The sequence below is a fragment of the Alcanivorax sp. genome, from assembly GCF_040118815.1.
In the GTDB taxonomy this organism is placed as follows: Bacteria; Pseudomonadota; Gammaproteobacteria; order Pseudomonadales; family Alcanivoracaceae; genus Alcanivorax.
Genome location: NZ_JBEDTC010000015.1, coordinates 170,110 through 184,019, shown reverse-complemented (window position 1 = coordinate 184,019; position 13,910 = coordinate 170,110). Strand labels below are relative to the sequence as shown.

Below are 13,910 nucleotides of genomic sequence, written 5' to 3'. Positions count from 1 at the left end.
AAACGGCTTTCAGAATAGCGAATCGCCATGCCCGCGATTCCAGCCCTGCGGCGCGGCCGTGGCGTTAGACGTGTGGCTTTCTCGAGGGTTCGCGTTTGAACTTTCAACTTTTCACTTTCAACTCGCCTCTCTGCCCCACCATTTACCGACCCAGAGGCCTTTTTTTGAAACCCTTACGTCTCGCCTTCGCCGGCACCCCCGATTTCGCCGCCGCCAGCTTGCAGGCCGTGCTGGATAGCGATCATCAGGTTGTGGCTGTCCTCACCCAGCCCGATCGCGCTGCCGGGCGCGGTAAAAAAGTACAGCAAAGCCCGGTGAAGCAGCTGGCCGCGCAGCATGACATTCCCGTGCTGCAGCCGGAAAACCTGAAGGGTGAAGACATTCGCCAGCAATTACGCGACCTGAACCTGGATGCCCTTGTGGTGGTGGCCTACGGCCTGATCATTCCCCAGGCCGTGCTGGACATCCCCCACCTTGGCTGCCTGAACGTGCACGGCTCACTATTGCCCCGCTGGCGCGGCGCCGCGCCCATTCAACGGGCCATCACCACTGGCGACACAGACACCGGCAACACCATCATGCAGATGGAAGCCGGGCTCGATACCGGCCCCATGCTACTTAGCGAAGTCCTGCCCATCGGCGAGAGTGAAACCGGCGGTGAATTGCACGACCGGCTAGCCGCCCAGGGCGCTCGCCTTCTGGTTACTGTATTGCAGGACCTGGAACACTACCTGGAAAACGCCACGCCACAGCCCGACGAAGGCGTTACCTATGCCCACAAACTGAGCAAGGCCGAGGCACGGCTGGATTTTCGCCTGCCCACCCGCGCCCTCTACAACCGCATTCGTGCCTTCAACCCTTTCCCGGTGAGCTGGGTACCACTGAACGGCCAGCCCATGCGCATCTGGCAGGCCAGCGAAAGCCCCGAGCCAGGGCAGGAAAACGATGAACCGGGGCATATTTTGCGCGTGGACGACGCCGGCATCCATGTGGCCACCGGCGATGGCACCCTGATCCTGGAGGAGCTGCAATTGCCCGGCAAACGGCGCATGGCAGCGTCCGATCTGCTACGCGGCAACCCGGATCGATTCCAGCCAGGCGAACCGCTGGGCGATGCCATTACAGATGAACAGGGTGATCAACGTGACCACGCCTGACCCGCGCCTCAGCGCCGTGCGCGCCCTGAACCGGGTACTACCCGGCAAGGGCGACGGCGAAAGCCTGCGCGAAGTGCTGCGCGACTTTCCCCTACAAGGGAGCGACGGCGGCCAGATGCGCGATATCTGCTTCGGCGTCTGCCGCCACCTTCGCCCCCTCAACCACTGGCTTAACCAGCAGCTTTCCAAACCCCTCAAACCCAGCGCCCAACCGGTGCGGCTGGCCCTGCTGGCTGGCCTCTACGAGCTATGGTTCAGCGAACGCCCGGCCCACGCCATCGTTAACGCCTACCCTCAGCTGTGCCGCAAACTCAAAGCCCCCTGGGCCGCCGGCCTTAGCAATGCGGTGTTGCGCAAAGCCAGCCAGATCACCGTTGAACAAGCCTTGGCCGAAGCGCCCGCGAATATCCAGCTGAGCCTGCCCGACTGGCTGTTCAAACGCTGGCAGCACGACTGGCCCGCCAACGCCGACGCCATGGCTCGCGCCAACCTGTACGCACCCCCGTTCACCCTGCGAGTGAACCGCCAGCAGCAACAACGGGCCGACGCCCTCTCCGCCCTGGGCGAAGGCGCGCGTGCCGGCAGCGTGACCCCTTACAGCATTTATCTACAGCCGGCCCGGCCCGTGCTCCAGCTACCCGGCTTTGACCAAGGCGCCCTGTCGGTGCAGGACGAAGCCGCCCAGCTACCCGCCGAATTACTGCAGGCCCCGCCCAACGGCCGTATTCTCGATGCCTGCGCCGCACCCGGTGGCAAAACTGGCCAACTGCGTGAAAAATTCCCCGAGGCAGACCTCACCGCCCTGGAGCTGGAAGGCAAACGGCTGATGCGCATCCGCGAGAACCTGGCGCGGCTGGGCACCGATGTCACCCTGCTACAAGGCGACGCCAGCGATCCGCAATCTTGGTGGGACGGCACCCCCTTCGATGCCATCCTGCTGGACGCACCCTGCTCCGCCACCGGCATTCTGCGCCGCCAGCCGGACGTGAAATGGCACCGCAAGGGCTCTGACATCGCCCCACTGGTTGATTTACAAGCGCGCATGCTGGATGCACTATGGCCGCTGCTCAAACCCGGCGGCATGCTGGTGTATGCCACCTGTTCGGTACTGCGCGACGAGAACGACCATCAGGTCCGTGACTTCCTGCAGCGCCAGCCACAGGCCCGGGATGTGACGCCACGGCCGGAAGGGGCCACAATGGTGGACGCAGGGTGGCAGCTGTTCCCGGAACAACACGGCCCGGACGGTTTCTACCTAGCTTGCCTGCGTAAAGAATCGGGGGCCCGACTCAGTTCATGAAAATTATTATTCTCGGTGCTGGCCAGGTGGGCGGCACTCTGGCCGAAAACCTGGCCAATGAACGCAACGACATCACGGTCATCGACACCGATGATGAACGCCTGCGCGAGCTGGGTGACCGCCTGGATATCGGCACCGTGCGCGGTATGGGCTGCTACCCGGCCGTGCTCAAGGAAGCCGGCGCCGAAGATGCGGACATGCTAATCGCAGTGACCAACTCTGACGAGGTCAACATGATCGCCTGTCAGGTGGCCTACTCCCTGTTCCGCACCCCCTCCAAGATTGCCCGCATTCGCACCGCCCACTACACCAGCCGCTCGGAAAAACTGTTCAACGAAAACGCGCTGCCCATTGATGTGATCATCAGCCCCGAACAAGTGGTGACCGACTACATCAAGCGCCTGATCGAACATCCCGGCGCCCTGCAGGTCGTTAATTTCGCCGGCGGCCGAGTGCAACTGGTAGCGGTGCGCGCCTACTACGGCGGCCCGCTGGTAGGGAACGAGCTGCGCGAACTGCGCAAGCACATGCCCAACGTGGATACCCGAGTCGCCGCTATTTTCCGCCGTGGCCGGCCCATCATCCCGGAAGGCAATACCGTTATCGAAGCCGACGATGAAGTCTTCTTCATCGCCGCTAAAAACGATATCCGTGCGGTAATGAGTGAGCTACGTCGGTTAGAGCATAACTACAAACGCATCGTGATCGCCGGCGGCGGTAACATTGGTTACCGGCTGGCCAAAACCATTCAGCATCGTTACAACGTCAAAGTCCTCGAGCGCATGCCAAAACGTGCGGAATGGCTGGGCGAGAAACTGCACCAGACAGTAGTCCTGCAAGGGCTGGCTACCGACCGTGACGAACTGCTCAAGGCCAACATCGAAAACACCGATGTATTCTGCGCGCTCACCAACGACGACGAAGCCAACATCATGGCCTCGCTGTTGGCCAAACGGCTGGGCGCCCGCAAAGTCATGACGCTGATTTCCAACCCGGCCTACGTGGACCTGGTACAAGGCCACGACATCGACATCGCCATCTCTCCCCAGCAATCTACCATCGGCAGCCTGCTCAGCCATGTGCGCCGGGGCGATGTGGTCAACGTCTATTCATTGCGCCGGGGAGCGGCGGAAGCCATCGAGGCTATCGCCCACGGCGATGCCAAGTCGTCCAAAGTAGTGGGCCGTGCCATCGATGAAATCGATCTGCCGGAAGGCACCACCATCGGCGCCGTGGTGCGCGGCGAGAAAGTACTGATTGCCCACGACCACGTGGTGATTGAACCGGACGATCACGTAATTCTGTTCCTGATCGACAAACGCCGCACCCGAGACGTGGAAAAGTTGTTCCAGGTCGGGTTTACGTTCTTCTGATGATGAGACACCAGATGCCGAACGCCCGGCGCTCGACGGAACAAACAAACCGCGCCTTTTCAACGTCAGGCGTCCAGCGCCCGGCGTCCGGCGTCTACTCTAACGAGGAGGCGCCATGCACTTCGCGTTAATCTCAAAAATTCTCGGCCTGCTGCTGGTGGTATTCAGCTTTACCATGATTCCGCCAGTGGCCGTTTCATACTCGTATCAGGAAGGGAGCGAAGCGCCTTTTCTGATTTCTTTTGTCATTACTTTGGCGCTGGGACTAAGCCTGTGGCTACCGTTCTTCCGGAACAAGGCAGAACTACAAACGCGAGACGGCTTTCTGGTAGTCACGCTTTTCTGGTCGGTACTTGGCGTCATCGGCGCTCTGCCACTAATCATCAGTGACGACGTCCCCGTCGGCTTCACCGACGCAGTATTTGAATCCGTCTCCGGACTCACCACCACCGGCGCCACCATTTTGTCCGGTATCGACTTCCTCCCCAAGTCCGTGCTCTTTTATCGCCAGCAATTACAGTGGCTGGGCGGCATGGGCGTAGTAGTACTGGCCGTGGCCATTCTGCCCATGCTCGGCATTGGCGGCATGCAACTCTACAAGGCCGAAATTCCCGGCCCAATGAAAGACACCAAGCTCACTCCACGCATTGCGGAAACCGCCAAGGCACTGTGGTTTATCTACCTGTTCATCACCATTGCCTGCGCACTGCTTTATTGGGCTTTTGGCATGACACTATTCGACGCCATCTGTCACAGTTTCAGCACCGTGGCCACTGGCGGCTTTTCCACTCACGACGCCTCAATGGCCTACTGGGACAACGCCCTCATCGACTGGACCGCCACACTGTTTATTCTCATTGGCGGGCTCAACTTTGCCCTGCACTTTGCCGTATGGCGGGGCCGCTCATTGCTTGCCTACCTGCGTGATCCGGAATTTCGCTTCTTCATCAGCCTGTTTCTGATTTACACCGCCATCATCACCGCCGGCCTACTGTTCTTTCATTATGATTTTGAAGTCGATGACGCACTGCGCCATTCTGCTTTCCAGGTCGCGTCGTTCAGCACCGGCACCGGGCTGACCAGCACCAACGCTGCCGCCTTCCCCGGTTTCATCCCCTATCTGCTGGTATTCACCAGCTTTATTGGCGGTTGCGCCGGCTCTACTGGCGGCGGCATGAAAGCCGTACGTGCAGCATTGGTATTCCATCACAGCATCCGCGAACTGCGCCGCCTGATTTACCCCAACGGCATGTTCGCCCTACGCTTCGGGCTGCAGTCCATTCCCGACCGAGTGCTGCAGGCAGTCTGGGGGTTCGTAGGGGTCTACATCACCATCTCTGTGATCTTCACCCTGCTGTTCACCATGACCGGCATGGACCTGGCCACCGCCGTCAGCGCCGTGGCCGCCAGCCTCAACAACCTGGGCGTAGGCATCGGCCAGGTGGGCGGTGGCTTCGCCAACATCACCGACAGCGCCAAGTGGATGATGACCGTCCTGATGGTCGCCGGCCGGCTGGAAATCTTTACCTTGTTGGTACTGTTCACGCCAATGTTCTGGAAACAGTGAAGTAAGGGAGTAACGCGAGGAAGTGTGAACCTCGCGAAGCGAGGGGCTTTCCAGCAGGCAGACTTCTTCCTGGGATAAAGTCGGACGCTTGCCTGGCAACCTCTTTCTGGCGATTAAAAAACAGGGGAAAGCTTCCACATTGCCCACAAATCAAAGGGCTTTCGGTTATTTCCTCTGGCACCGGCTATCAGGCGTCAGGCCCTCTCCTCAGTGAATTCGTCTGGCAAGACATCCAATCTTCACCATTCCTTAAATTCCACAGTGAACCATAAAAAAGCCCCGGCAATGCCGGGGCTTTTTAAAAAATCAATTTTCAACTATCCATTGCTGATAGCCTTCAAGCGATATTGTTGACTCGCTTACTGTCACGGAACAGCTGGTCCAGCTCGCCTTCGTAATAGGCTTCCACCCGCGGGTTCATGACTTTTTTCCACAGCGGCGGGAACAGCGCCAACACATACATGGCAGCATAACCGGCCGGCAACTGCGGGCTTTCCTCATAGTGACGCAGCACCTGATAACGACGCTTGGCGTACGCATGGTGATCACTGTGACGCTGCAGCTGGAACAGAGCCAGATTGGTCAGCAGGTAGTTGGAATTCCAGCTGTGTGCCGGAGTAACCCGCTCAAAGCGCCCTTTGTCATTCACACGACGGTGCAGACCGTAGTGCTCAATGTAGTTGATGATTTCAAGAGCCAGCGCGGCAAAGAAACTCTGCCCCAGGAAGAACACCACACCCTGCCAACCCCACAGCAGACCAAAGGTCACCGCAAACAGCGCGGAAATGCTGTACCACCAGATCAGCTCATTATAGACGCTGATATTTTTCTTGCCCTTACGCTCCAGGTATTTTTTCTCCAGGCTCCAGGCATTGATAAAGTTGTGTACAAACGCCTTTCCCAGGAAATTATACAGGGACTGATTATAACGGCTGGAAGAAGCATCATCCGGCGTGGACACATGAACGTGGTGACCGCGCACGTGCTCTACCTTGAACCCCGCATAGGTCACTGTTGACAGCAACAAGCCGCCCATCCAGTTTTCCACCTTGGGGTCTTTGTGGATCAACTCGTGCCCCAGGTTAATGGCAATGATACCGCCCACCGTACCAACAGAAACTATCCAGCCAATCTTGCCCAGCAGCCCATAATCGTTGGTCATAAAGACATGGCCTGCGTAAAACAGCCCACCAATCCAGACGCAACCCATGGCAATGGCAGATACCCGATAGAAGATTTCCTCACTCATGGTGGGAACCTGAATCTCTTCATTGGGGTTAGTGGGATCTTTACCCACCAGAAAATCCAGTATCGGCAGCAGCCCGAAGATAAAGGCGTACAAGAACCAGGCCCAATAATCCTGGGTCCCGCTTTCCACCCCCACATAAGCAGAAAAAGGCACCAGCGGAACCATAATGGCCCAGAAACTCAGGTAGCCGTATTTTTTCATTTTTAGCATTACATCGGCATTCATATTCTCGAACATGGCTTACACCTCGCTAGTTCAAGCCAAACAGTAACAGTCATCAATGTGAAGGTCACATTATCCGTGATCTCCTGAATTGTCAAACAACTCAATTAATGACATATCTGCCCAAATTGCGGATAATAGCCCGCACGCCACACTCGCCTTACCAAGGACGCCAGTATGTCGCTACAAGCGGTCAGCCTCAGCGAGCAAATCGCCCGACACCTGGGCGAACAGATCATTACCGGTGAGCTCGCCCCCGGCAGCCGCCTGCCGGAAAATGAATTGGCCAAACAGCTTGATGTAAGCACTAACTCACTCCGAGAGGCTTTCAGGCTGCTGGAAAAGCAGCACATGATCGAGTTGCAGCCGCGCAAGGGCGCCCGCGTTTGCGAGGTTACCGACGAGCAGGTACGCGACCTGTACGAATTCCTGTTTATGCTGCTGTCACGGCTGGCCGGGCTGGCAGCAGCCCGCTGGCAGCCCGGTGAAATCGAAGATCTGGTGGAGATGTTGCCCCAACTGGAGCAGCACTTTAAAAATGACGATATGCGCTCCGCGCATCAGCTGGCCTTTCGCTTTGTGGAAGTCGCCACTGTGCGCTTCGCCCACAATCGCTACCTGGCCACCGATATTCAGGACCTGATCCCGCTGCTTAAGCGCTATTCGTTTATCGCCCTGCAGGAAGACACCTCGGAATTCGACGTGTCCCTGCAGATCTTCCAGCGCTTGCTGGTGAACGTGGTTGGCCGCAACGTGGCCGACGCAGAAGCGGATATCCACGAATACGGCGAAAACCAGTGCCAGATCGTGCTACGCGCCATCGCCAAACGCCGTGCGGCGTAGGACAGCGTTTAGCAGAGAAATGAAAGATCAATATGACAAGCCGGACATGCTGTTTCATGCCCGGCCTTGCTTCATGGCTACCCGTCAGAGCTGCAGCGTCAAGCGCTAAAACCTTCCAGAACGATCTTGCCCACAGCTTGGCCCGACTCCAGCTCCGCATGAGCCTGCTTCAGGTTAGCGGCGTTGATCACCCCAAGGTGCTTACCGGCCGTGGTCCGAATACGCCCCTGATCCACCAGTTCCGCCACCCGCTCCAACAACACATGCTGCTGATCCATATCGGCCGCCTGGAACATGGAGCGCGCAAACATAAATTCATAATGTAGCGACAGGCTCTTCGGTTTGATCACCGACACATCCAACGACCCCGGATCATCAATCAGCGCAATGCGACCAAACGGCACCAGCAGCTCCACATAGGCCTCAAAGTAACGCTCCGTGGCATTCAGGCTTGCCACATGGGTTACAGGCCCGGTCTTTCCGCTCGCAATCAACAGATCAATCTGTGGCTTGAGTGGCTGGCTGTGATCGATAACGAAGTCCGCCCCTAACTCTGTCACCCAGTTCCGCGATGCTTCACGGGAAGCGGTCGCTATCACCGTAGCCCCGGTCAGCGCCTTAGCTAACTGGATCAGAATAGAGCCCACACCGCCAGCGGCACCCACCACCAACAACACGTCTTGCGAACCCCCTTTGCCATCTGCCGTTGCCAACTGCAGGTGTTCAAGCAGCAGCTCCCAGGCGGTAATCGTGGTCAGAGGCAGTGCCGCCGCTTCTGCATTGGTAAGGCTTTTCGGCTTATGACCGACAAGCCGTTCATCCACTAGCTGGTACTCGGCATTACTGCCGGAACGATTCAAGTCGCCCGCGTAGTACACCATCTCGCCGGGCTGGAAACCGCTGACCTGCTCACCCACCGCCACCACTTCACCCACCGCATCCCAGCCGATCACCTTGTGGCCGCCCGGCTCCGCCGAGACATTCTGGCGAATCTTGTAATCCACCGGGTTAACAGCGATCGCCGCCACTTTTACCAACAAATCCCGCCCACTGGCCGTCGGCTGCGGCAGCTCGATGTCCTGCAATGAATCAGTATTTGAAACGGGAAGAGCTTGCTCGTATCCAATGGCTTTCATGTTATCGCCTCCTGGCGGGCTACATCAGTGTGATGAATCAATGGAGCCCAGTGTGGCGAAGGTTTACACTGCTAAAAACAGGTCAATAAAAGAAACATTATCAATTTATTTTTGACAATATGAATATCGACGATCTACAGGTCATCCTAAAAGTCGCTGAGTTCCGCAGCATTACGGCCGCGGCGGCCAGCTTGGACATGCGCACCGCCACGGCCAGTGCCGCGGTGAAACGGGTAGAACAGACCCTGGGCACGGAACTGTTCGTCAGAACGACTCGGCAACTCAGGCTGTCTCGTGCCGGTGAGAAATACTTGCCGCATTGCGAACAAGCCATTCAGGTGCTGGAACAGGCACGGCAGTCGCTACTCAGTGACCAGGGCGCTGTGGACGGCGAACTGCGCCTGGCGGTGTCCTCAGATCTGGGCCGTAACCAGGTGATCCCCTGGCTCGACCAAATCCTCGACGCGCATCCCAAGCTCAGCCTGCGGGTCAACATCAGTGACAGCAACATGGACTTCTACCGCGACTCGGTGGATATGGCGTTGCGCTACGGTTCCCCAAACGATGCCAGCCTGTATGGCTTCAAGATCTGTGATGTCCCCGGTGTCCTATGCGCCTCACCCGCCTACCTGGAACAGCATCCCGTGCCCGAGCACCCCCACGAACTGGCCGCCCATAATGGGCTCTTCTATCAGCTACAAGACATTCCCTACGACGTCTGGACCTTCCGCCAGGGCGATCAGCAATTCAAGGTGAGAATGCGCGGGGACCGGGCTTCCAACGATGGCGACCTGGTACGACGCTGGTGTGTGGCAGGAAAGGGATTGGCGGTGAAATCCTGTCTGGATACTGCAGAGGACCTGCTAGCGGGCCGGCTAATCAATGTCATGCCGGCCTTCCAACCGCGCATTACCGAGCTCTGGCTTATCTGTCCCAGCCGGCAATTAATCACCCCGGCAATGCGCTTATTACGGGATCAGTTACAGGAAAAGTGCCAGGCGATTATTTTGCAGCTGGAACGCCAACAAAAAATCCCGGCGTTATCCCAGCACACAACGCCATAGAAAGCGTCATCATTGCGTCGCCGTTCAATGCCCGAGTTGAAGACGCCTCAGGCCGTTTCAATGCGACAAGTCGCCGTGCCTTGCGCTGCCAGCCAATCACAGAACTCAGCCACATCCGGGTTAACAAAGTGGTTGGAAATCAATTCACCGGGGATCCATCCCTGATCCCAGCGGGATGTGAGCAGCAAATGCTCGTCCTGCGTATCACCCGGGAATAGCTGCACCACGGCATGGGTCTGGTGGATGTAAAGATCGCGAAGGTCCTTGCGGCACCGCAAGAATCTCTCATCACCATCCGCTTGGCACTGATAACCCAATCCTGAAAAAAACTCCGACGCCATCTCGGCCAGATGCTTGCTGGCAAGCTGCCCACCCGTTGGCGCCACGATCGTTCTGAGCTGGTCTTTGGTCACGTTGGTACAACCGGCTAAAACCAGCAACCCCACCGCTAATAACATCGTGTGCCCGCGGCACAGATTACGTGGCGTCATAATTCACCGCCCCCTGACGCGGCCATGGAAAGCAACAACACAGCCGCCATGGCCGCCACTGCTTCCAACAACAGATACACATACATAAGGGTGTTTGCCTGCGCATCCACATACAAGCCATAGCCCCGGCCTGCAGCCATGCACACCATCAACAACAGCACGGCCACAAGGCCAAGACGAACATCGGAGCGCGCCAGCAGGAGCAGCATCACCCCCACCGCCACGGACATACCCCCATAAGTGGCACGCATGTCGGTCATTGCCGAACCGGCAGCCGGCACCGCATCCACCACAAACTGCGACAACAGCTCCGGTGCCAGTACAAACCCGAGTCCGTACAAAAGAAAGACCAGTGCGGTGAGAGCAACCAAAGATTTAGACAGCGACATAAACAAAGGGCCTGACATCTTCATATGTTCAGGATCATACCCATAAAAAAGACAGAACGCCTCGACGTTCCCGAACGAGACAATCAAATTTCGACGTTGAATTCCAAACACGACCGATGCATTGAAGGCTCCCCCATTACTTTATCCACCACAGGGAGGCATTTTTAAATTCGACGTCTGCCTGCAGCTTTCAGGCGCTTGCTGGTCACAACGCGGCGGTGTAAGCAGCAAGGATTCCACCCTGAAGCGCACATACAATCATTAAATGGCCGCTTATTTTCCTTAAGGCTTGTCGTTGCTTATCCCCACACAATCCCCACAAAGCCTCCTTGTTCACTTGCCATGCTGGCCCCATCACAAGGAGGCACCCCATGAAACCGACGCTTTTTTTTACACTACTGCTACTCACGCTCACCGCCCGGGCAGACTGGCAACACTGGCAGGACGAAACCGCCACCGGCGCCCTGCTGCTGACCGATGATCAGGGCCAGATTCATCCCGCCACCCTGCTCGATACCGACGCCCACATTACCGTTAGCGGCCCGGTGGCACAGGTCACGCTGACCCAGCGTTTTCACAATCCCAGCCAGCAGTTTCGCGAAGGGCGTTACCTGTTCCCGTTGCCGGAAAACGCCGCCGTGGACGGCATGGTGCTGACCATCGGAGACAGGCGCATCATCGGACGCATCGACAGGAAAGCCGAGGCAGAAAAAACCTACCGCCAGGCCCGCGCCAGCGGCAAGAAAGCCAGCCTGGTCAGCCAGCAACGCCCCAACCTGTTCACCACCGCCGTGGCCAACATCGCGCCCGGCGAAACCGTGCAGGTGGAGCTACATTATCAACAAACCCTGAACGTAGATGGCCACCGCTTCCAACTGCGCCTACCACTCACTCTGACGCCACGCTTTACCCCACACACAGAAACATCCCATCCGCTGGATTCTCTACTGCGCAATACCGTGACCGCCCCCGGAGGCACGGCCGATGCCGGCACTGCATCCATTCACATCGACCTGGACGCCGGCGCGCGCCTGGCCACGCTGGGCAGCCCCAGCCACGCCATTCACTACCAACGGCACGGGCAACGCTACACCATCACCCCAAAAGCCGGCGCCATAGCCATGGATCGGGACCTGCTGCTCAACTGGGAACTCAAAGACACCGGCGAACCGCTAGTCGCCAGCTTTCACGAAAAAATCGACGGGAAGCACTACGCTCTGCTGATGGTGGTGCCGCCGGAAACCGGCCAGATGACCTCCTTGCCCCGTGAAACCCTGTTCATCATCGACAGCTCAGGCTCCATGGGCGGCGCCCCCATGCGCCAGGCCAAGGCCAGCCTGCAACTGGCCCTGCAACGCCTGAAACCCGGCGACCGTTTCAACATCACCGACTTCGATAGCCAGCACACCCTGCTGTTTGAAACGCCGGTCACGGTCAGCGATGACAGCCGCCAACAAGCGCAAACCTTCGTGGATGGCCTGCAAGCCAGCGGCGGCACTCACATGCTACCCGCTCTCAGCGACACCCTGAATCAGCCCGTCAGCGACGGCTACCTGCGCCAGGTGATCTTTATTACCGACGGTGCCGTGGGTAACGAGAACGGCATCTTTCGCGCCCTGCAACAGCAACTCGGTGAAGCCCGCCTGTTTACCGTGGGTATCGGCTCCGCCCCCAACAGCCATTTCATGACCCGCGCCGCCCAGTTCGGGCGCGGCAGCTTTACCTACATCAACGACCAGAACCAGGTGCAACAAGGCATGGACACCCTGTTTCGCCGCCTGGAATCGCCGCTGATGCGTAACCTGCAGGTGCAACTCCCTGACGGCATCGTCGCCGGGCGTTGGCCGCAAAAGCTGCCAGACCTGTATGCCGGCGAACCCTTGCTGGTGGCCATGAAGCTGTCCGCCCCAACCGACCGAATAATCGTTAGCGGCTACCGTGACCAACACTGGCAACAGTCAGTCACCCTGCCCAGTAGCAACCACCCGGGCACAGCCAGCCTGTGGGCCCGGCGCAAGATAGCCGACCTGATGGACCGCATCACCCTGGGCGCCCCGGAAACCGATATCGCGCCATTAGTCACCGAAGTCGCCCTGCGCCATCAACTGGTCAGCCGCTACACCAGCTTTATCGCGGTGGAAGAGACCGTCTCCCGACCGGCCCATCAACCGCTGCTGCACGACACCGTGCGCAACCAGGCGCCCCACGGCAGCCAACAAAGCACCGCCTGGCCAAGCACCGCCACCCCTGCGCCCCTGCTGTGGCGGCTGGCCGGCTTGATGCTCATCGCCTGCCTGCTCCTTTGGCTGCCTCAGCGGAGGCTGAACCATGACACGGCTTAAACGAGGGTTGCTGGCACTCAGTCTGGCGGGGTTTCTGGGGCTGGCAGGCTGGGCCAGCTGGCTGGACGGCAAGGCCTGGCTGGCCCAGCACCTGATTGCCCACGCCTGGCAAACCACCCTGGAACAGGGCGCGCCCCAGCGGCCCTGGCCCTGGGCGGACACTTGGCCGGTGGCACGCCTCACCACGCCCGATGGCGCAATCCTATATGTATTGGAAAGCACCAGCGGCGAAGCGCTAGCCTTCGGGCCCGGCCGACTGGCCGGCGGCACCGGCAGCAACCAGGCCCTCACCCTTGCCGGCCACCGAGATACTCACTTTGCCTTTCTCAAAACCCTGAACACCGGCGACACCCTCAACGTGCAATTCACTGACGGTTCACAGCAGCATTTTCAGATCAGCAGGCAGCAGGTCATCAACAGCCAACAGCACCCACTACACATTCCACGGGACAACCAACAGCTAATACTGATCACCTGCTACCCCTTCGGCGCCCTGACTCCCGGCGGACCACTGCGCTACGTGGTAACAGCACAAAGCAAAGCATGAAACCAACCGGTGCCCTGCCCGACCACCGATAGTGCTATCAACAGATGAGAGTACGCCTGTTATTTCATCAGACGCATTTTGCTAAAGAGAGAACCTCGCTGTGGTTGGAAACAAAGCACCGAAATCGTGCATGAAGACTCTCGGCAAACGGCCAGCTCCCTTTCTCTCTCACTCCACACTTTTGGAAAAGGGAGATCTGCCCCCCGGGGCTGGGATTAGCCCAAAATTTC

General features: G+C 58.4%; 12 protein-coding genes. 8 read left to right on the top strand and 4 right to left on the bottom strand.

Annotation, left to right across the window (positions count from 1 at the left end):
• The first annotated feature begins 164 nt into the window (after positions 1–164).
• The 4 genes from fmt to ABNH18_RS10035 all read left to right on the top strand — a co-directional run bounded on the left by fmt (position 165) and on the right by ABNH18_RS10035 (position 5,397).
• The gene (gene fmt / locus ABNH18_RS10050; protein WP_349382685.1) at positions 165–1,157 is read left to right on the top strand and encodes a methionyl-tRNA formyltransferase; all 993 of its coding nucleotides are present in this window, start codon (positions 165–167) and stop codon (positions 1,155–1,157) included.
• The gene (rsmB, locus tag ABNH18_RS10045; protein WP_349382684.1) at positions 1,144–2,457 is read left to right on the top strand and encodes a 16S rRNA (cytosine(967)-C(5))-methyltransferase RsmB; all 1,314 of its coding nucleotides are present in this window, start codon (positions 1,144–1,146) and stop codon (positions 2,455–2,457) included. Before fmt ends, rsmB begins: the two co-directional genes overlap by 14 nt.
• Positions 2,454–3,830, top strand: a complete 1,377-nt coding sequence (gene trkA, locus ABNH18_RS10040) for a Trk system potassium transporter TrkA (protein WP_063538233.1) — start codon at positions 2,454–2,456, stop codon at positions 3,828–3,830. The genes rsmB and trkA overlap by 4 nt, the downstream gene beginning before the upstream one ends.
• Positions 3,831–3,945: 115 nt before the next feature.
• Complete coding sequence (locus ABNH18_RS10035; RefSeq protein WP_349382683.1) at positions 3,946–5,397, top strand: TrkH family potassium uptake protein; 1,452 nt, start codon at positions 3,946–3,948, stop codon at positions 5,395–5,397.
• A gap of 337 nt (positions 5,398–5,734) precedes the next feature.
• Here the strand turns inward: ABNH18_RS10035 and ABNH18_RS10030 are convergent, their stop codons facing one another.
• Positions 5,735–6,883, bottom strand: a complete 1,149-nt coding sequence (locus ABNH18_RS10030) for an alkane 1-monooxygenase (protein ID WP_349382682.1) — start codon at positions 6,881–6,883, stop codon at positions 5,735–5,737.
• A 162-nt stretch (positions 6,884–7,045) separates the two neighbouring features.
• Here ABNH18_RS10030 and ABNH18_RS10025 point away from each other — a divergent pair, with 162 nt between their 5' ends.
• Positions 7,046–7,711 (top strand): GntR family transcriptional regulator, encoded by a 666-nt coding sequence (locus ABNH18_RS10025; protein ID WP_349382681.1) that lies wholly within the window; start codon positions 7,046–7,048, stop codon positions 7,709–7,711.
• 98 nt (positions 7,712–7,809) lie between these two features.
• Here the strand turns inward: ABNH18_RS10025 and ABNH18_RS10020 are convergent, their stop codons facing one another.
• Positions 7,810–8,847: a zinc-binding alcohol dehydrogenase family protein gene (locus ABNH18_RS10020; protein WP_349382680.1), complete on the bottom strand. Its 1,038-nt coding sequence runs from the start codon at positions 8,845–8,847 to the stop codon at positions 7,810–7,812.
• A 119-nt stretch (positions 8,848–8,966) separates the two neighbouring features.
• Here ABNH18_RS10020 and ABNH18_RS10015 point away from each other — a divergent pair, with 119 nt between their 5' ends.
• Complete coding sequence (locus ABNH18_RS10015) at positions 8,967–9,911, top strand: LysR family transcriptional regulator (protein WP_349382679.1); 945 nt, start codon at positions 8,967–8,969, stop codon at positions 9,909–9,911.
• A gap of 47 nt (positions 9,912–9,958) precedes the next feature.
• Here ABNH18_RS10015 and ABNH18_RS10010 read toward each other — a convergent pair whose 3' ends face one another.
• Together ABNH18_RS10010 and ABNH18_RS10005 are read right to left on the bottom strand one after the other, a co-directional pair.
• Positions 9,959–10,402 (bottom strand): hypothetical protein, encoded by a 444-nt coding sequence (locus ABNH18_RS10010; protein WP_349382678.1) that lies wholly within the window; start codon positions 10,400–10,402, stop codon positions 9,959–9,961.
• Positions 10,399–10,791, bottom strand: a complete 393-nt coding sequence (locus ABNH18_RS10005; RefSeq protein WP_349382677.1) for a DUF4345 family protein — start codon at positions 10,789–10,791, stop codon at positions 10,399–10,401. The genes ABNH18_RS10010 and ABNH18_RS10005 overlap by 4 nt, the downstream gene beginning before the upstream one ends.
• A gap of 371 nt (positions 10,792–11,162) precedes the next feature.
• Between ABNH18_RS10005 and ABNH18_RS10000 the strand changes: the two genes are divergently transcribed.
• On the top strand, positions 11,163–13,133 hold the full coding sequence (locus ABNH18_RS10000) for a marine proteobacterial sortase target protein (protein ID WP_349382676.1): 1,971 nt from the start codon (positions 11,163–11,165) through the stop codon (positions 13,131–13,133).
• Positions 13,120–13,680 carry a class GN sortase gene (locus tag ABNH18_RS09995; protein WP_349382675.1) on the top strand — a complete coding sequence of 187 codons (561 nt, stop codon included), beginning with the start codon at positions 13,120–13,122 and terminating at the stop codon, positions 13,678–13,680. The genes ABNH18_RS10000 and ABNH18_RS09995 overlap by 14 nt, the downstream gene beginning before the upstream one ends.
• Positions 13,681–13,910 lie beyond the last annotated feature (230 nt).

Excerpts from the sequence above, each read along its gene's own strand:
- trkA (WP_063538233.1), top strand. The coding sequence starts at position 2,454 with ATGAAAATTATTATTCTCGGTGCTGGCCAGGTGGGCGGCACTCTGGCC.
- ABNH18_RS10035 (WP_349382683.1), top strand. The coding sequence starts at position 3,946 with ATGCACTTCGCGTTAATCTCAAAAATTCTCGGCCTGCTGCTGGTGGTA.
- ABNH18_RS10030 (WP_349382682.1), bottom strand. The coding sequence starts at position 6,883 with ATGTTCGAGAATATGAATGCCGATGTAATGCTAAAAATGAAAAAATAC.
- ABNH18_RS10025 (WP_349382681.1), top strand. The coding sequence starts at position 7,046 with ATGTCGCTACAAGCGGTCAGCCTCAGCGAGCAAATCGCCCGACACCTG.
- ABNH18_RS10020 (WP_349382680.1), bottom strand. The coding sequence starts at position 8,847 with ATGAAAGCCATTGGATACGAGCAAGCTCTTCCCGTTTCAAATACTGAT.
- ABNH18_RS10015 (WP_349382679.1), top strand. The coding sequence starts at position 8,967 with ATGAATATCGACGATCTACAGGTCATCCTAAAAGTCGCTGAGTTCCGC.
- ABNH18_RS10010 (WP_349382678.1), bottom strand. The coding sequence starts at position 10,402 with ATGACGCCACGTAATCTGTGCCGCGGGCACACGATGTTATTAGCGGTG.
- ABNH18_RS10005 (WP_349382677.1), bottom strand. The coding sequence starts at position 10,791 with ATGTCGCTGTCTAAATCTTTGGTTGCTCTCACCGCACTGGTCTTTCTT.
- ABNH18_RS10000 (WP_349382676.1), top strand. The coding sequence starts at position 11,163 with ATGAAACCGACGCTTTTTTTTACACTACTGCTACTCACGCTCACCGCC.
- ABNH18_RS09995 (WP_349382675.1), top strand. The coding sequence starts at position 13,120 with ATGACACGGCTTAAACGAGGGTTGCTGGCACTCAGTCTGGCGGGGTTT.